The sequence below is a fragment of the Pseudomonas sp. BNK-7 genome (assembly GCF_048072025.1).
Lineage (GTDB): Bacteria > Pseudomonadota > Gammaproteobacteria > Pseudomonadales > Pseudomonadaceae > Aquipseudomonas > Aquipseudomonas danubii.
On the sequence record NZ_CP182252.1, the window covers coordinates 6,767,837 to 6,785,687 of the forward strand.

General features: G+C 62.0%; 15 protein-coding genes and 1 tRNA gene. 13 read left to right on the forward strand and 3 right to left on the reverse strand.

Annotation, left to right across the window (positions count from 1 at the left end; all coding sequences use genetic code 11):
* Window positions 1–220 precede the first annotated feature (220 nt).
* From ACMGF8_RS30615 to ychF, 8 genes are all read left to right on the forward strand, one after another.
* Entirely contained in the window at window positions 221–1,945 is a 1,725-nt protein-coding gene (locus ACMGF8_RS30615; RefSeq protein WP_102860254.1) for a tetratricopeptide repeat protein, read from the forward strand.
* 4 nt (window positions 1,946–1,949) lie between these two features.
* Window positions 1,950–2,567, forward strand: a complete 618-nt coding sequence (gene lolB, locus ACMGF8_RS30620) for a lipoprotein insertase outer membrane protein LolB (RefSeq protein ID WP_102860253.1) — start codon at window positions 1,950–1,952, stop codon at window positions 2,565–2,567.
* Between the two features lies 1 nt (window position 2,568).
* The gene (ispE, locus tag ACMGF8_RS30625; protein ID WP_207166533.1) at window positions 2,569–3,420 is read left to right on the forward strand and encodes a 4-(cytidine 5'-diphospho)-2-C-methyl-D-erythritol kinase; all 852 of its coding nucleotides are present in this window, start codon (window positions 2,569–2,571) and stop codon (window positions 3,418–3,420) included.
* Between the two features lie 36 nt (window positions 3,421–3,456).
* Window positions 3,457–3,531 (forward strand) — tRNA-Gln (locus ACMGF8_RS30630).
* A 48-nt stretch (window positions 3,532–3,579) separates the two neighbouring features.
* Window positions 3,580–4,521 (forward strand): ribose-phosphate pyrophosphokinase, encoded by a 942-nt coding sequence (locus ACMGF8_RS30635; RefSeq protein ID WP_161756807.1) that lies wholly within the window; start codon window positions 3,580–3,582, stop codon window positions 4,519–4,521.
* 139 nt (window positions 4,522–4,660) lie between these two features.
* On the forward strand, window positions 4,661–5,260 hold the full coding sequence (locus ACMGF8_RS30640; protein WP_060841029.1) for a 50S ribosomal protein L25/general stress protein Ctc: 600 nt from the start codon (window positions 4,661–4,663) through the stop codon (window positions 5,258–5,260).
* Window positions 5,261–5,428: 168 nt separating this feature from the next.
* On the forward strand, window positions 5,429–6,013 hold the full coding sequence (gene pth, locus ACMGF8_RS30645; RefSeq protein ID WP_060841030.1) for an aminoacyl-tRNA hydrolase: 585 nt from the start codon (window positions 5,429–5,431) through the stop codon (window positions 6,011–6,013).
* Between the two features lie 23 nt (window positions 6,014–6,036).
* On the forward strand, window positions 6,037–7,137 hold the full coding sequence (ychF, locus tag ACMGF8_RS30650; protein WP_053153762.1) for a redox-regulated ATPase YchF: 1,101 nt from the start codon (window positions 6,037–6,039) through the stop codon (window positions 7,135–7,137).
* A gap of 58 nt (window positions 7,138–7,195) precedes the next feature.
* On the opposite strand, the gene ACMGF8_RS30655 is transcribed toward ychF, so the two are convergent.
* The gene (locus ACMGF8_RS30655; protein WP_416758252.1) at window positions 7,196–9,250 is read right to left on the reverse strand and encodes a TonB-dependent receptor domain-containing protein; all 2,055 of its coding nucleotides are present in this window, start codon (window positions 9,248–9,250) and stop codon (window positions 7,196–7,198) included.
* A 201-nt stretch (window positions 9,251–9,451) separates the two neighbouring features.
* Window positions 9,452–10,639, reverse strand: coding sequence for a 4-hydroxybenzoate 3-monooxygenase (pobA, locus tag ACMGF8_RS30660; RefSeq protein ID WP_416758254.1), 1,188 nt, complete (start codon window positions 10,637–10,639; stop codon window positions 9,452–9,454).
* Between the two features lie 191 nt (window positions 10,640–10,830).
* On the opposite strand from pobA, the gene ACMGF8_RS30665 reads away from it, so the two are divergent.
* Both ACMGF8_RS30665 and ACMGF8_RS30670 read left to right on the forward strand, forming a co-directional pair.
* Entirely contained in the window at window positions 10,831–11,721 is an 891-nt protein-coding gene (locus tag ACMGF8_RS30665) for a helix-turn-helix domain-containing protein (RefSeq protein ID WP_102860248.1), read from the forward strand.
* A gap of 219 nt (window positions 11,722–11,940) precedes the next feature.
* Window positions 11,941–12,876: a SphA family protein gene (locus ACMGF8_RS30670; RefSeq protein WP_102860247.1), complete on the forward strand. Its 936-nt coding sequence runs from the start codon at window positions 11,941–11,943 to the stop codon at window positions 12,874–12,876.
* Window positions 12,877–12,925: 49 nt separating this feature from the next.
* Here the strand turns inward: ACMGF8_RS30670 and ACMGF8_RS30675 are convergent, their stop codons facing one another.
* Entirely contained in the window at window positions 12,926–14,761 is a 1,836-nt protein-coding gene (locus ACMGF8_RS30675; RefSeq protein WP_102860246.1) for a sigma-54-dependent Fis family transcriptional regulator, read from the reverse strand.
* Between the two features lie 521 nt (window positions 14,762–15,282).
* On the opposite strand from ACMGF8_RS30675, the gene ACMGF8_RS30680 reads away from it, so the two are divergent.
* From ACMGF8_RS30680 to ACMGF8_RS30690, 3 genes are read left to right on the forward strand one after another with little or no spacing between them, the layout of a single operon-like run.
* Window positions 15,283–16,758, forward strand: a complete 1,476-nt coding sequence (locus ACMGF8_RS30680; protein WP_416758257.1) for an aldehyde dehydrogenase family protein — start codon at window positions 15,283–15,285, stop codon at window positions 16,756–16,758.
* A gap of 48 nt (window positions 16,759–16,806) precedes the next feature.
* Entirely contained in the window at window positions 16,807–17,142 is a 336-nt protein-coding gene (locus ACMGF8_RS30685; protein WP_102860244.1) for a c-type cytochrome, read from the forward strand.
* A gap of 10 nt (window positions 17,143–17,152) precedes the next feature.
* Complete coding sequence (locus ACMGF8_RS30690) at window positions 17,153–17,842, forward strand: hypothetical protein (protein WP_110652221.1); 690 nt, start codon at window positions 17,153–17,155, stop codon at window positions 17,840–17,842.
* Window positions 17,843–17,851 lie beyond the last annotated feature (9 nt).

Consider the following 17,851-nt stretch of genomic DNA (forward strand, 5'->3'; position numbering starts at 1 on the left):
CGAAGATCAGGCAAGGCGAAAACAGGCGAGGAAGCGGAGTTTAGGGGCCTAAATGAGCATTCCGAGCCTGTTTTCAACGCAGCATGATCGAAGCGCAGGCAGTTTTCGCGCAGAAACTAATAGACTGCCTCTGTTCTGGCATCCCGTTGAGTCTCGGTTATGTTTGACCGAAGGCTTGTGTCATGATGATCCGACCGCAGGTTAGTCGCCCTCTTCCTATATGAATAGATCTTCCGCGTTGCTCCTCGCCTTTGTCTTCCTCAGTGGTTGCCAGTCACTGGCCCCCGTTTCATCGGACGCTACGTCGCCGGTGGAAGACAGCACCCCAGCCCCTGAAAAGCCCAAGGTCTATTCATCGTTCAGCGAAGACACCATCTTCAGTCTGCTGAGCGCTGAACTGGCGGGCCAGCGCAATCGTTTCGACATTGCCCTGGACAACTACGTGACCCAGGCCATCAACACCCAGGATCCGGGCATCTCCGAGCGCGCCTTTCGCATTGCCGAGTACCTGGGAGCCGACCAGGCAGCCCTGGACACTTCGCTGATCTGGGCCAAGAACGCTCCAGACGATCTGGAAGCACAACGGGCTGCCGCTATCCAGCTGGCCCGCGCCGGTCGTTATGACGACTCCATGCTCTATATGGAGAAAGTTCTGCAGGGCAAGGGCGACACCCATTTCGACTTTCTTGCGCTGTCGGCTGCCGATACCGACCAGGACACCCGCAATGGCCTGATGAAAAGCTTCGATCGCCTGCTGCAAAAGCACCCGCACAACAGTCAACTGATCTTCGGCAAGGCCCTGTTGATGCAGCAGGATGGCGACGCCAAGGATGCCCTGAGCTTGCTGGAGCAGAATCCGCCGGAAGACGGCGAGGTGGCGCCGCTGCTGTTGCGCGCCCGTCTGCTGCAGAGCCTGAACCGCGGCAAGGAAGCCCTGCCGCTGCTGGAAAAAAGCATCCGCAAATACCCGGACGACAAGCGTCTGCGCCTGACCTACGCCCGCATGCTGGTGGAACAGGACCGCATGGAGGACGCCAAGACCCAGTTCTCCAGCCTGGTCCAGCAGTACCCGGAAGACGATGAACTGCGCTATTCACTGGCGCTGGTGTGCCTGGAGGCCAAGGCCTGGGAAGAGGCCAAGGGTTACCTGGAAGACCTGATCGCCCGGGAAAGCCACGAAGACTCCGCACACCTGAACCTGGGACGAATCGCCGAAGAACTCAATGATCCGCAAGGGGCCCTGATCGAATACGCCCAAGTCGGACCGGGTAACGATTACCTGCCAGCGCAACTGCGTCAGGCCGATATCCTGATGAACAACGGCCGTACCGACGAGGCGCAAAAGCGCCTGGTGGCAGCCCGCGATGCCCAGCCCGACTACGCCATCCAGCTGTATCTGGTCGAAGTCGAAACCCTGTCGGCGAACAATCAGGGCGATCGCGCCTGGAACGTTATTCAGCAGGCGCTGCAACAGTATCCCGATGACGTGAACCTGCTCTATACCCGTGCCATGCAGGCGGAAAAACGCAATGACCTGGCACAGCTGGAAAAAGACCTGCGCCTGATCATCCAGCGCGAGCCGGATAACGCCATGGCCTTGAATGCCCTGGGCTACACCTTGTCGGACCGCACGACCCGCTACACCGAAGCCAAGGCACTGATCGAGCAAGCCCACCAACTGACCCCGGAAGACCCGGCGGTGCTGGACAGCCTGGGCTGGGTAAACTTCCGCCTGGGCAACCTCGACGAGGCCGAGCGCCTGCTGCGCCAGGCCCTTGAGCGCTTCCCCGACCAGGAAGTTGCGGCGCATCTGGGCGAAGTGCTGTGGAACAACGGCAAGCAGCGCGAGGCCAAACAGATCTGGAGCAAGTTCATCAAGGATCAGCCCGATAGCCCCGTATTGCGCGACACCATCAAACGCCTGACCGGATCAGAGACTCTTTAAGACTATGTTTTTGCGCCACGTAATTGTTTTCAGCCTTATCGCCCTGCTTGCCGGCTGTGCCGGTTTTGGCGCCCGCGAGTCAGTCCAGGGCCAGGGCAACCCTGCCCAATGGCGTCAGCACAAGGACCAGTTGACCGGCCTCGATGGCTGGCAGATCAACGGCAAAATCGGTATTCGCGCGCCCAAGGATTCCGGCAGCGGCACGCTGTTCTGGCTGCAACGCCAGGACTATTACGACATTCGCCTGTCCGGTCCGCTGGGTCGTGGTGCTGCACGCCTGACCGGCCGCCCCGGCCAGGTCAGCCTGGAAGTGGCCAATCAGGGTCGTTACGAAGCGGCCAGCCCGGAAACTCTGCTTGAAGAGCAAATGGGCTGGAAACTGCCGGTCTCCCACCTGGCCTGGTGGGTTCGCGGTCTGCCTGCCCCAGACAGCAAAAGCCGCCTGACCCTGGATGGCGACAGCCACCTGGCGAGCCTGGAACAGGATGGCTGGCAAGTGGAATACAGCAATTACTCCGAACAGAACGGCTACTGGCTGCCCGAGCGCATCAAACTGCATGGCAGCAACCTTGACGTCACCCTGGTGATCAAGGAATGGCTGCCACGCAAGCTGGGGCAATGACATGTCCATGGAAAAGCTGACCCTGCCCTCCCCAGCCAAACTTAATCTGATGCTGCACATTCTGGGTCGCCGTGAAGACGGCTACCACGAGTTGCAGACGCTGTTTCAATTTCTCGACTATGGCGATGAAATCACCTTCGCTCTCCGCGATGACGCAGAGATTTGCCTGCACACCGAGTTCGACGGCGTGCCTCACGACAGCAATCTGATCGTCAAGGCGGCGAAAAAACTCCAGGAACAGTCCGACTGCACCCAGGGCATCGATATCTGGATCGACAAGATCCTGCCCATGGGCGGCGGCATCGGCGGCGGCAGTTCCAATGCCGCCACTACCCTGCTGGGCCTCAATCATCTCTGGCAACTGGGCTGGGATGAAGATCGACTGGCTGCATTGGGGCTGACCCTGGGGGCTGACGTTCCAGTTTTCGTACGCGGGCACGCTGCGTTCGCTGAGGGCGTGGGTGAAAAACTCACCCCCGAATACCCCGAAGAACCCTGGTACCTGGTGCTGGTTCCGCAAGTGTCTGTAAGTACAGCAGAAATTTTTTCCGATCCGCTGTTGACACGTGACACTCCGCCCATTAAAGTGCGCCCCGTTCCCAAGGGAAACAGCAGAAATGACTGCCTTCCGGTAGTCGCAAGGCGTTATCCAGAAGTACGTAACGCATTGAATTTGCTAGGTAAATTTACCGAAGCAAAACTGACTGGAACTGGAAGTTGTGTGTTTGGGGGCTTCCCAAGCAAAGCTGAAGCTGATAAAGTCTCGGCCCTTCTTACAGAGACCCTTACAGGGTTTGTGGCAAAAGGAAGCAACGTTTCGATGTTGCATCGCAAGCTGCAAGGTCTGCTCTAAAGGAATCGAGTATCAGGTACTCGAAGCAACAGATACAGGGGCGTCGCCAAGCGGTAAGGCAGCAGGTTTTGATCCTGCCATGCGTTGGTTCGAATCCAGCCGCCCCTGCCATTTTCCTTATACTCATCCAGGTATACCCTCAGCCTTCAGGTACTGCGCGTGTCCAAGATGATGGTCTTTACGGGGAACGCTAACCCCGATCTGGCTCGGCGTGTAGTACGTCAGCTGCATATCCCTCTCGGTGACATCTCTGTTGGAAAATTCTCCGACGGCGAAATTACTGCCGAGATCAATGAAAATGTCCGCGGTAAAGACGTCTTCATTATTCAGCCGACTTGCGCTCCGACCAACGACAACCTGATGGAACTCGTCGTGATGGCTGATGCCTTCCGCCGCTCCTCAGCGACTCGTATCACTGCTGTTATTCCTTATTTTGGTTATGCCCGTCAGGATCGCCGTCCGCGTTCCGCACGTGTGGCTATCAGCGCGAAAGTCGTGGCTGACATGCTCACCGTAGTCGGCATCGACCGTGTCCTCACGGTTGATCTGCATGCTGACCAGATTCAGGGTTTCTTCGATATCCCGGTAGATAACATCTACGGCTCCCCGGTTCTGGTGGATGACATCGAAGACCAGCGTTTCGAAAACCTGATGATCGTGTCCCCGGACATTGGCGGCGTCGTGCGTGCACGTGCCGTGGCCAAGTCCCTGGGCGTGGATCTCGGGATCATCGACAAGCGTCGTGAGAAAGCCAATCACTCCGAAGTGATGCATATCATCGGCGACGTCGAAGGACGCACCTGCATTCTGGTCGATGACATGGTCGATACCGCCGGCACTCTGTGCCACGCGGCCAAGGCCCTGAAAGAGCATGGCGCAGCCAAGGTCTTTGCCTACTGCACACACCCTGTGCTGTCGGGTCGGGCCATCGAGAACATTGAAAATTCCATGCTGGACGAGCTGGTGGTGACCAACACCATCCCGCTGTCCGCTGCAGCACAAGCCTGTGCGCGTATCCGCCAACTGGATATCGCACCGGTAGTTGCCGAGGCGGTCCGCCGCATCAGCAATGAAGAATCGATCAGCGCGATGTTCCGCTAAGGGCTAGTCCCTGGCAAAACATCCCGATGACGAAAAGCGCCCCGTCCCAACCTCTGTTGGGACGGGGCTTTTTTGCCCATATCGCCTTTAGCGCTGGTCGCAAACGCTGGGGCGAGTGTGGTTATTTTGGAGATACAACATGAACGATTTTACTCTGAATGCTGAACTGCGTTCCGACCTGGGGAAAGGTGCGAGCCGCCGCCTGCGTCGTCTCGCAAGCCTGGTTCCAGCTGTAGTCTACGGTGGCGACAAAGCCCCTGAATCCATCAGCATGCTGGCCAAAGAAGTGGCCAAGCTGCTGGAAAACGAAGCTGCCTACAGCCACATCATCGAACTGAACGTGGGTGGCACCAAGCAGAACGTCGTGATCAAGGCCCTGCAACGTCACCCGGCCAAAGGCCACGTGCTGCACGCTGACTTCGTTCGCGTAGTTGCTGGTCAGAAACTGACCGCCATGGTTCCAGTGCACCTGATCAACGAAGCTGCACCGATCAAGAAAGGCGGCGAGATCTTCCGCGCTACCACCGAGATCGAAGTTTCCTGCCTGCCAAAAGACCTGCCTGAGTTCATCGAAGTCGACATGACCGAGACCGACATCGGCACCGTGATCCACCTGTCCAACCTCACCGCTCCTAAAGGCGTTGAGTTTGTTGCTCTGGCACACGGCAACGACCTGGCAGTAGCCAACGTCTACGCACCACGTGTTGCTTCTGAGAAAGAAGAAGGCGCAGCAGAGTAATTCACTCTGACGCCGGAGTTGAGCGGAACACATCGCGGACTGGAACGTAGCGAGAAAGCGGGCGAGAACGCGAAGTTTGCCGCAAGGCAACCAAGCTTTTGTCGTCCCCTTTCGCCGTAGCACCGGTTGCGGCGATGTTATCCACCACTCCAAAGAAGGGCCCCTATCGTGACTGCCATCAAACTGATCGTTGGCCTGGGTAATCCAGGCGCCGAATACGAACAGACCCGGCATAACGCAGGGGCCCTTTTTGTTGAGCGCATCGCCGAGAAACAAGGTGTCAACCTTGTCGCCGATCGCAAATATTTCGGCCTGACCGGGCGCTTCAGTCACCAGGGTCAGGACATTCGTCTGTTGATTCCCACCACCTACATGAACCGCAGCGGCCAGGCCGTGGCGGCGCTTGCCGGCTTCTTCCGCATCAAGCCGGAAGAAATCCTGGTGGCCCACGACGAACTCGACTTGCCTCCCGGCGTCGCCAAGCTCAAGACCGGCGGCGGGCATGGCGGGCACAACGGACTGCGGGACATCATCGCGCAGCTCGGCAATCAGAATACCTTTCACCGCCTGCGGCTCGGCATCGGCCACCCAGGTGTTGCCAGTATGGTTTCAAACTTTGTCCTGGGTCGTGCGCCACGCGCCGAACAGGAAAAACTCGATGCCAGCATCGATTTTGCCCTCGGCGTGCTGCCGGATATCTTCGCCGGTGAATGGAACCGCGCGATGAAAAACCTGCACAGCCAGAAGGCCTGACTCTACTCCTCGGGGAATACACCATGGGATTCAATTGCGGCATCGTCGGCCTGCCTAACGTCGGCAAGTCCACCCTGTTCAACGCCCTGACCAAGTCCGGGATCGCGGCCGAGAACTTCCCCTTCTGCACCATCGAGCCCAACAGCGGTATCGTGCCGATGCCCGACCCGCGCCTGGACGCCCTGGCGGCGATCGTCGTGCCGGAGCGCGTGCTGCCGACCACCATGGAGTTCGTCGACATCGCCGGCCTGGTGGCCGGTGCCTCGAAAGGTGAAGGCCTGGGTAACAAGTTCCTGGCCAACATCCGCGAAACCGATGCCATTGCCCACGTGGTCCGCTGCTTCGAAGACGACAACGTGATCCACGTGTCCAACAGCGTCGACCCCAAGCGCGACATCGAAATCATCGATCTGGAACTGATCTTTGCCGACCTCGACAGCTGCGAAAAACAGCTGCAGAAAGTCGCCCGCAACGCCAAGGGCGGTGACAAGGATGCCGTGGCCCAGAAAGCCCTGCTGGAGCAGTTGATCGCCCACTTCACCGAAGGCAAGCCGGCCCGTAGCCTGATGAAGGACATGAGCAGCGATGAGAAGCTGATCATCCGCGGCTTCCACCTGCTGACCACCAAGCCGGTGATGTACATCGCCAACGTTGCCGAAGACGGCTTCGAGAACAACCCGCTGCTGGACGTGGTCAAGGCCATCGCCGAAGAAGAAGGCGCGATCGTGGTGCCGGTGTGCAACAAGATCGAAGCGGAAATCGCCGAGCTCGAAGACGGCGAAGAAAAGGACATGTTCCTCGAGGCCCTGGGCCTGGAAGAACCTGGCCTGAACCGGGTGATCCGCGCCGGCTACGAAATGCTCAACCTGCAAACCTACTTCACTGCGGGTGTGAAGGAGGTTCGCGCCTGGACCGTGCGTGTCGGCGCCACCGCGCCTCAAGCGGCCGCAGTGATCCACACCGACTTCGAAAAAGGCTTCATCCGTGCCGAGGTCATCGCCTACAACGACTTCATTCAGTTCAAGGGTGAAGCCGGTGCCAAGGAAGCCGGTAAATGGCGCCTGGAAGGCAAGGAATACATCGTCAAGGACGGCGACGTGATGCACTTCCGCTTCAACGTGTAACCCCTTCAGCCCCATTGCCGCGCAATGGGGCTGACCTCCCCCGCTCTATCCAGCGCCCCTAGAAATAGGTGGTCGCCCCCGCGAAGAATGCCCGTCCGGGCACATAGAAGTTGGTCGATCCGTCCCGCAGGTCCTTGTCCATCAGGTTCTGTACCCCACCGTTCAACGTCAGCCATTTGGTCAACGCCAGGTTCGCCGTCAGGTCATAGGTGGTGTAGGACTGCACGAAATCATTGCCCAGGCCCCGCTGCTTGCCGACGTGCTGCGCCGACAGTTCGGTGCTCAAACGGTCATTGATCTGCCAGTCCAACGCGCTGAATGCCGACAGTTTGGGTGAGCTGATCAGATCTTCACCCGTGCTCAGGTTCCGGCTTTCCAGCATGTAGGTGGCGTTGGTGCGCCACGTCAGCGAATCACCCAGCGGCACCCGGGCGGTGCCTTCCCAACCACGGGTGCGGGCCTTGTCGACGTTTTCCAGCATGGTCCACCAGCGGCCCTGGTACTGGCCCAGCGGGCCGTATTCGATCTTGTCGGTGAAGTCGGTGTGGAAGTAGGTCAGGCCCGCTTCCCAGCCGTCATGATCGAAGGACAGGCCGATTTCCTTGTTGGTGCTGGTTTCCGGCATCAGGTTCGGATTGCCGGCCATCCAGCAACTGCCGGTGACATAACCCAACGGACGCAACGAACCACAACCACGGCCTCCGGACTCGGTCGCCGCCCCCGCACTGCCTTCCTTCAGGCTCGGCGCACGAAAGCCCTTGGAAACACCCCCACGCACGGTCCAGTCCGGGTGCGGGTGATAGACCACATAAGCCCGTGGACTGTTGTGGTTGCCGTACTTGTCGCTGTGGTCGAAACGGTTGCCCAGGGTCAGGGACAGGTTGTCCAGCAGGAACAGTTCATCCTCGATAAAGGCCGCCGAGTAATCGCCCTTCAAGGTCGAGCCGCTAACCGGCGTACCTTGGTAATCCACCGGTACGGTGCCGAGGGTACTGGTGTTGGTCAGCTCCTCGCGCTTCCATTGCCCACCCAGCGTCAGGCGCTGATCCACCAGCAGTTCGAAGGGCAGATTGAGACTGCCCTCGACGATCTTCTCTTCGGAGTTGGCTTTGCCTGTATCAAGGTCGTTGCGGTACTTGTTCAGGTAGGCATCGAGCTTCGTGGTACCAAAGCTCCAGTCACCGGTGTGGGACAGGATGTAGCTATCGCGAGTCAGTCGGCTGGGGCCAAAGGCATCACCAATGGTATCGCCCCAATCACCAAAGGTTTTCTTTGATGCCCAGGAACGCTCAACGCCATGTACCGCCTCGAAGGACAAGCTCTGTTCTTCGTTGATCTGCCAGTCCAGCAGCGCATTTACGCTCTGATTCTTGGAACCGCCTGCACCGTCGTCGTACATGAAATCGCCTTGGGCATCGCGCCGCGCCTCGACTTCATCCGCCGCCCGACGCGTGACGTTGGCCCCCAGGCGCAATCCCAGGGACTCGGTCAACGGCCCCGAGGCATTCGCACTGTACTGGGTGGTCTGGCCGCGATCGGAGTCCTTGGGCACGGTGATGTGGGTGCTGGCCGAACCGGTCCAGGTCCGTGAGACCTTGCGGGTGATAATGTTGATCACCCCGCCCATGGCGTCCGAGCCGTAGAGCGACGACATCGGTCCACGGACGATCTCGATGCGCTCGATCATGTTCGGCGAGATCCAGTTCAAGTCCTGACGCGCCAGGTCACGACGATAACTCAGGTCCGCGGAGCTACCGACGCGCTTGCCGTCCACCAGAATCAGCGTGTACTTGTCGTCCAGGCCCCGCAGCTTGATCTTCGACTGCTCGCCCACCGGGCCGAAACCACCGGTCACCCCCGGCACCCGACGCAACAGGGTGTTGAGGTCGTAGACCGGCTGGCGCTCGATTTCCTCACGGGTGATGACGCTAACGCTGGCTGGGGCATCCTTGAGGTCCGTGGCGCCGCCGGTAGCGGTGACAAACGCGGTGTCCAGTTCCAACGGCGCCGGCTTGGTCTCTTCTGGCGTCGCGCCGGCCTGCGCCAGCGGTGGCAGCAGGCCGACACCGGCGCTGAGCAGAAGCGAATGGAACAGGCAGGAGCTGACTTTCATGACAAACGATCCTTGTCGATTCAATGCACCTTGGTGGTGCATCAAGGGAGAGGGGATCGAAGTGTAATGCTAATAAATATCATTTATAAATAGGAATATTTCTCGAAAGGCACCTTTCGGCCCATGCCATGTGCAAACACGGCCCCGTAACCACCCCCGTTCGCGAGCGGTTCCAGGGCCAATGCTTCCAATGCCGAAGGCTCAGCAGATGTCTTCGTAAGGCAGGCCCACATAGTTCTCGGCAATGTTCACCAGTCCCGCGTGGGAGTTGAGGAAATACTCGCGGTCGGCCTGCTGCATCTTGTGCTCCCAGGCGTCCTGGTGCTCGCCGAAATCGTGCAGCAGGTTGGTCATGAACCAGCTGAAACGCTCGCCCTTCCACACCCGGCGCAAGGCTAGCTCGGAGTATTTTTCCAACAGATCGCTGCGCCCCTCGCGGTACACCTTGACCAGGATCCGGTACAGGTAACATACGTCTGAAGCCGCAAGATTCAGGCCCTTGGCCCCGGTGGGCGGCACAATGTGCGCAGCGTCCCCCACCAGGAACAGCTTGCCGTACTGCATGGGCTCGACCACATAGCTGCGCAGCGGCGCGATGCTTTTCTCCAGCGCCGGCCCGGTGACCAGATCCGCCGCCACCTGCGCCGGCAGACGGGCCTTGAGCTCGTTCCAGAAGCGCTCGTCGGGCCAGTCCTCGACCTGGTCGCTCAGCGGCACTTGCAGGTAGTAGCGGCTGCGAGTCAGGGAGCGCTGGCTGCACAGCACAAAGCCGCGCTCATGCTGGCCATAGATCAGCTCGTGGTTGACCGGCGGGGTATCGGACAACAGCCCCAGCCAGCCGAAGGGGTACTCGCGCTCGTAGTGGGTCAGCACCGCCTCGGGAATGCTCTTGCGCGCCACGCCATGAAAACCGTCGCAACCGGCGATGTAGTCGCAATCGATGCGGTGCTGCTGGCCGTCCTTTTCATAGGTGATGTAGGGCCGTGCGCCCTTCATGTCGTGGGGCTGCACCTGGTCCGCCGAGTAGATGATCGGTGCCCCGCAGGCCGCGCGGGCTTGCATCAGGTCACGGGTGACTTCGGTCTGGCCGTAGACCATCACCGTCTTGCCCCCGGTCAGGGCCTTGAGGTCGATGCGCACGCGCTTGCCGCCCATCAACAGTTCCACCCCTTCGTGGACCAGGCCTTCGGCGTCCATGCGCTGCGCCACTCCAGCCTCGCGCAACATGTCCACCGTGCCCTGTTCCAGCACCCCGGCGCGGATGCGGCCGAGTACGTATTCCGGGGTCTGGCGCTCGACAATCACTGTGTCGATGCCGGCCTTGTGCAGCAGTTGGCCCAGCAGCAGGCCGGAAGGTCCGGCACCGATAATCGCAACCTGAGTTTTCATTATTGTCGTCTCATTAGGGCATTCCAGTGGGCCGACAGGCGCAGACTGGAATTTATGGTTATTGTTGTACCCCTGCATTTTTGCCGACAGAAACGCGGAAAAATGGTGATAAGCCACGCTAAAAATGCACTTTTGAAAACAACGTTCGATTATCGAGCATTCCAGCCAAGCCCTTGCCAAGGTCGCGTCCGATGAAAGCCAGCCGCTCCAGCATCCCGGTATTCAAGCTCTATGGGGAAAACCAGGCCTGGCCGACTCCGGACCTGCTGCACTGCGAATCCATCCCCAAGCGCAGCAGCCTGCACCACTGGGAGATCAAGCCACACCGTCATGCCGACCTCTACCAACTGCTCTACGTGCAACGCGGCCAGGCCCTGGTGGAGGTCGAGGGACGGCGCCAGGACGTGCGCGAGGCGACGATCCAGGTGGTGCCGCCGCTGATGGTCCACGGCTTTCAGTTCTCGGAAAACATTCAGGGTTACGTGCTGACCCTGGGCGCGCCCCTGGTAGCCCAGCTGGAAGCGCAACTGGGTGCGCCGCTGGCGGTGCTGGCCAGCGCCGGCTGCTACCCCGTGGGCCGCGACCGCCACAGCCTCAACACCCTGTTCAAGGCGCTGATGGACGAATACGAAGGCAGCGCCGCCGCTCGCGATTTGTTGCTGCACTCGCTGGTCAACGTGCTGGTGGTGTGGATCAGTCGCCGCGGCCAGCAGAACACCCCGCCGAGCAATCGCGGCGAGCGCAATCAGCAACTGTTGGGGCACTTCATCAAGCTGGTGGAGCGCCACTATCAGCAACACCCCACGGTGGAATCCCTGGCCCACCGCATCGGCCTGTCCAGCGTGCACCTCAACACCCTGTGCCGGGAGCTGGCCGGGCAGAGCGCACTGCAGATCCTGCACCAGCGCCTGATGCTGGAAGCCAAGCGCGGCCTGATCTACACCAACATCAGCATCAGCCAGCTGTCGGACAACCTGGGGTTCAGCGACCCCACCTACTTCTCACGCTTCTTCAAGCGCCTCAGCGGCCAGTCGCCCAATGCCTTCCGCCAGAGTGCCGGGCAAGACGCCAACAGCCCCTGAGGCGCCACGAGTTTTGTGCAGGTAGCCGATTTCTCTTAACAAATCTCGCCACGCGCTGGCCGGAGCGGCGGTCTTGCGGGCCACGTCACATATCCATCTTATTGATTCAAAAAGAAAATTTTCGAATAAAAGGTTTGGCACGCTAGTTGAGAAGCTCAGCCGGCGCGCCAGGAGCCACCTCCTGCCAGCGCCCCCCATAACAATAAGGCAGACCTTCTCATGCACCCGACCTCCTCGCGCCTGCGCGCCCTTGCACTCACTTCAAGCCTGCTGCTGACCGCCCACGCCCCCTGGCTCCAGGCCAGCGAGGGCGGCGTTTCCTCCTGGCCCATGGGCATCGAACTCTACGGCATGGGCATCCTGCCGCCGCCCGGCACCTACGCCCAGGTCTTCGTCGGCAACTACCTGGCCGACAGCCTGCGGGACGATGCCGGCCGCCGTAGCGCCCGCATCGATTTGCGGGTCACCAGCGTGGTGCCACGCTTTGTCTGGGTCACCGAGCAACAGGTGCTGGGGGCGCAACTCGGTTTCCACGCCCTGCTGCCGCTGAACGACATGCGCCTGAACATCCAGAACGGCCCCCACGATCACAAGCGCGGCATCGGCGACGCCCACCTCGGCCCGGTACTGGGCTTTCATCACAGCGACAAATTCCACAGTGCCCTCGGGATCGATTTCGTCCTGCCCAGCGGCGGCGAATACGACAAGAACGACCTGATCAACCTGGGTAACCACTACTACACCGTGCAGGCGGTGTATGCCATGACCTACACCGACCCGCAGGGGTTCAACGCCGACGTGCGCCTGATGCACGACTACAACTTCGAAAACCGCGCCACCCACTATCAGTCCGGGCGCGAGCTACACGCCGACTACAGCCTCGGCTGGGGCGTGGGCAATGGCTGGGTGATCGGCGTCGGCGGGCACGCCTATCAGCAGATCAGCGACGACAAGTGCAACGTCACCGATTGCGCCGCCGCGGCCCAGGTGCAGGCCAGCGACGGCCATCGCGGCCGCTCGTTCTCCATCGGTCCGGCAGTGCAGTTCAGCAGCAAACAGGGCTGGTCGCTGAGCGCCAAATGGCAGGATGAATCGGCGGTGCGCAATCGCGCTGAAGGCCAGACCTACTGGCTGAAATTCACCAGCGCACTCTGAACCGCCGAGGGGCGGGCCCACTCGTGCCCAAGCGCAGGAGAGGGCCCGCTCAACGGCCCTTGAGGCGATAGCTGACCTGGGCCCGGCTCATGCCGAGCATCTGCGCCGCCGCGGTGATATTGCCCCCGGAGCGCTCCAGGGCCAGACGCACCAGGCGCCGTTCGATCTCTTCCAGCGAAGTGCCCAGGGCCGGCGCCCGCCCGGTGAGAAACGCGTGCAGGCTGGCCAGTTCCGGCTCGTCGACCGGGGCTTCATCTGCCCGGGCCGGGGCCTCGGGCTGGGCCGCCTCCCGTAGCGCCGCTGGCGACAGGCGGCCGTCGGCGTTGAGGCCGATGGCGGCGCCCGCCAGCGACGTCCCCGCCTCGCTCAGATGCACCACGTCCATGACTTCACCGTCGCTGGCGGCGATCACGCCACGCTCGATCAGGTTCTGCAACTCGCGGATATTGCCCGGGAAGCGGTAGGTCAGCAGCGCATTCACCAGCCGCGTGCTGAAACCCGCCAACTGACGGCCGTGACGCTGGCTGAAGCGGTGCAGGAAGTAACTCATCAACAGCGGAATGTCTTCGCGTCGCTCACGCAGGGGTGGCAGGTGAATGGGAAACACATTCAGCCGATAGAACAGGTCCTCACGAAAGCGTCCGGCTTCCACCTCGCGCCGCAGGTCGAGGTTGGTCGCGGCAATGACCCGCACATCCACCTGCATCGGCTCAGTACCGCCCACCCGCTCGATCTCGCCTTCCTGCAAGGCACGCAGGATCTTGCTCTGGGCCGAGAGGCTGAGGGTGGCGATCTCATCGAGGAACAGGGTGCCGCCATGGGCCCGCTCAAAACGTCCGGGCCGCGAACGATCGGCACCGGTAAAGGCCCCCCGCTCCACCCCGAACAGTTCGGCCTCCACCAGGTTTTCCGGCAGGGTCGCGCAGTTCAGCGCCACCAGAGGCTTGTGCCGGCGGGCGCTGGCCTGGTGCAGATGGCGCGCGAACAACTCCTTGCCTACCCCCGACTCCCCGGTCAGCAACACCGTGGCCTGGGTCGGCGCCACCCGCTGCAACAACTGGCTGGCGGCCACGAACGCCGCCGAGATGCCCACTCGTTGCCCCTCGCCCAACGGTACCGGCAGCTCGGCGACCTGAGTCTCCTGGCCTGTGGCATAGGCACTGCGGCTGAGAAAATCCCCAGGGTCGAGGTACATCAGGTCGATATCGATGTCGTCCCACTGCTGGGCCGGTTTGCCGACAATCCGGCAGGCCGGCTGGCCCATCGAGCGGCACTCCAGCTCGCGAAACACCACCAGCCGCCCCAACAGCGACGAAGCGTAGCCGCTGGCATAGCCGATCTCCATCCAGCATGCCGGCTCGCCGCCCAGGCCATAGGCGGCGATATGCTCGTCATCCTCCAGCGAGTTGTGCCACAGAAACTCCGAATAGAAATGCCCGATGCTGGAGTCGATCTCGAAGCGCACCACCTCGACATTGACCATGCCTTCGAGCATGTGCAGACGCGGCCCGGCGCTGTAAAGGCTGGCGTGGTCGCCGTCCGGCCACTGCTCGCTGACCTGGGCCGCGTCCCGGGCGCCGGCCTGCCAGCCGATGCGGGTGATAAGGCCACGGGCTTTGTCCAAGCCCAGGGCTTCGATCAATTCGCGCCGGATGGAGCCGAACGCCGAACCCTGCATCAGCATCATCCGCTGCCCGCACAGCCAGATGCTGCCGTCCTGGGGCGCAAAGGCCACGGTCTCGGCCAGTTGCTCGGCCGAAGGCAGGCCGCTGGCCTCGAACTGGCTGGCGCGATCGACGATCAAGCGCTTGTGCCGCCCCAGCATCTGCTTGAGGAAATCTTCATCCGCAGGACGGCCGGGCTGGCTGGAAGGAGAACGGGTCATGGGCAATCAACAGGCAGTTCAGGGGCCTTGCAGTATGCCCCGGCGCTTTTCCGGGTCAATCGCCATCCCCCGTCGCCGTCGGTGCTGCGCAAGTTCTGGCCGATAACCGCACAGTTTCCACGAGCGCCCACAGAGTGCCGAGCTTTCGACAACCTCGCGACTTCTCTGCATAAATTTCCGCAGTCCGCGCCTGATGCCGCGTGGCGGGCTCGCTAAAAAATCCGAAACAAACAAATAACCAATTGTTTTTAAAGGATATTTTTCAAAACAAAGCGCGTGGCACGATAGTTGTTATGCACAGGCAGATGCTCATCCATAACAACACAACAGGTGACCTTGCCATGCCTTCCGCCCGCCTTGCGCCTCCTCTGCCCTACCCCTCTGCCCTGGACGAGCGCTCCTTGCGCAACCTTGCCCGCCTCGGCTGAAACGCCGCCGTAGCGGGCCCCCATCCCTACCCTCACGCGCCATCGGCTTGATTGCTGACAGCCGAGCCATGGCCACGAACCAGAGAGAACCCCATGACTGCGACTCGACCTGCCTATCAACACCTGGAACTGCAACCCATCGCCGCAGACTGGCGAGCCGGCAGCAGCGGCCGGGAGCTACCCGTCTACGACCCGTTCACCGGGCAATGCCTGCTGCAGATCAGCCTGGCCAACCGCCAGGACCTGGATCAGGCCTATGCCAAGGCCCGCCAGACCCAGGGCCAATGGGCCGCCAGCAGCCCGGCGCAACGCAGCGAGGTATTGCTCAACGCCGCGCGGATCTTCGATGAACGCCGTGAAGAAATCATCGGTTGGCTGATCCGCGAATCCGGCAGCACGCGGATCAAGGCGCAGATCGAATGGGGCGCGGCCCGCGCCATCATCGTCGAGGCCGCCAGCCTGCCCAGCCGGGTGCACGGGCGGATCGTCGCCTCCAACATTCCCGGCAAGGAAAGCCGCGTCTACCGCAAGCCGCTGGGGGTGATCGGGGTGATCAGCCCGTGGAACTTCCCCCTGCACCTGAGCGCCCGCTCCCTGGCCCCGGCGCTGGCCCTGGGCAACGCGGTGGTGGTCAAGCCGGCCAGCGACACCCCGGTGACCGGCGGCCTGCTGCTGGCGCGGATCTTCGAGGAAGCCGGGCTGCCCGCCGGGGTGCTCAGCGTGGTGGTCGGCGCCGGGGCGGAAATCGGCGATGCCTTTGTCGAGCACCCGGTCCCGGCGTTCATTTCCTTTACCGGCTCGACCCAGGTCGGTCGCAACATCGGGCGTATCGCCAGTGGCGGTGAGCACCTCAAGCACGTGGCCCTGGAGCTGGGGGGCAACAGCCCGTTCGTGGTCCTGGCCGATGCCGACCTGGAGCAGGCGGTGAACGCCGCGGTGGTGGGCAAGTTCCTGCATCAGGGGCAGATCTGCATGGCGATCAACCGCATCATCGTCGAGCAGCCGGTTTTGCAGGCCTTTACCCAGCGCTTTGTCGAACGGGTCAAGGCCCTGCCCTACGGCGACCCGAGTCTGGCGGCCACGGTGGTCGGCCCGGTGATCAACAGCAAACAGCTGGCCGGTCTGCAGGACAAGATCCGCCTGGCCCTGGCCGAAGGCGCGACCTTGCTAGTGGGTGGCCCGGCTTCGGGCAATGTGCTGCCGCCCCACGTGTTCGGCGACGTCCGCGCCGACATGGAAATCGCCCGCGAAGAAATCTTCGGCCCACTGGTGGGCATCCAGAGCGCGCGGGATGCCGAGCACGCCCTGGAGCTGGCCAATGCCAGTGAATACGGCCTGTCCAGCGCGGTGTTCAGCGCCAACCCGGAGCGTGGCGTGCAGTTCGCCCAGCGCCTTCATGCGGGGATGAGCCACGTCAACGACATGCCGGTCAACGATGAGCCCAACGCGCCCTTTGGCGGCGAGAAGAACTCGGGGCTGGGCCGTTTCAACGGCGACTGGGCAATCGACGAATTCACCACCGACCACTGGATCACCCTGCAACACACACCACGTCCCTATCCCTTCTGAGCTGGGCGCTTATCAACCGAGCCACCCCATAACAATACGGAGTACGCCATGTCCTCGCTCCTCAACAGCCCCGCTGCACAGCGGACCCTTGCCTTGTGCCTGGCCCTGCCCCTGATGGTGCTGGCCGGTCCGGCCGCCGCCGATGGCGACGGCGTCTGGAAAAACGGTGAAAACGTCTATGCCAAGGTCTGCGGCCACTGCCACGAAAAGCAGGTCGGCCCGCCGATCAAGGGGCGCCAACTGCCGCCGCCCTACATCACCGCGGTGGTGCGCAACGGCTTTCGCGCGATGCCGGCCTTCCCGGCATCGTTCATCGACGACAACGCCTTGCAGCAGGTCGCCGAGTACATCTCCAACGCCCCGGCCCCGGCCGCCCAACCTTGAGGAGACGCCCATGAACATTGAACGTCGCTCACTGCTCAAGGGCATGGCCCTGGGCGGCCTGGCCAGCGTCGCGGTGACCGGCCCCGGCCTGGGCCTGGCCAACAGCGTGCTGGGCCCGTCCACCGGCCCACGGCTACCGACCCTGGCCCTGGTCAGCCCCGCCGTCGCCGACTCGGCTTTCGTCCAGGGGATCAACGCCAGCTCGGTAGCGCGCCAGGTCAGCGTGCAGCGCTGGGAGGGCAACCTGGCGTCGCTCCAGGCGCTGCAGCAACGCCTGGGCAGCGGCCGGCCACAACGCCTGATCGGCCTGCTGGACGACGCCAGCGCCGCCCTTGTGCTGGACCAGGCCCGTAGCGCCGGGGCCCGGGTGCAATGGCTCGGCCAGCACCACAGCGATGCCCGGAGCTCGCGCCACCAACTGCTGGGCACCGCCGCCGCCCATGGCTGCGCCTTGCAACTGGGTCTGCAACTGAACGCCTGTGGCGCCGGTTTCAGCCTCAGCGAACAACGCCTGCTGGCACAGCCGGCGTTCCAGGCCGGCGCTCGCGCCCGCGATCCGCGCAGCGCCGAACAATGGGCCGCCATCCTCGGCTACAGCCTGGCCGAACTGACCCGCGGCCGCCTCGGCCAGGCGCCTTTGGCCAGCCCACGGGCCACGCCGCTGAGCGGCCATTTCGTTTCGTTTTCGATCGAGGCTTGAAGGAGCTGA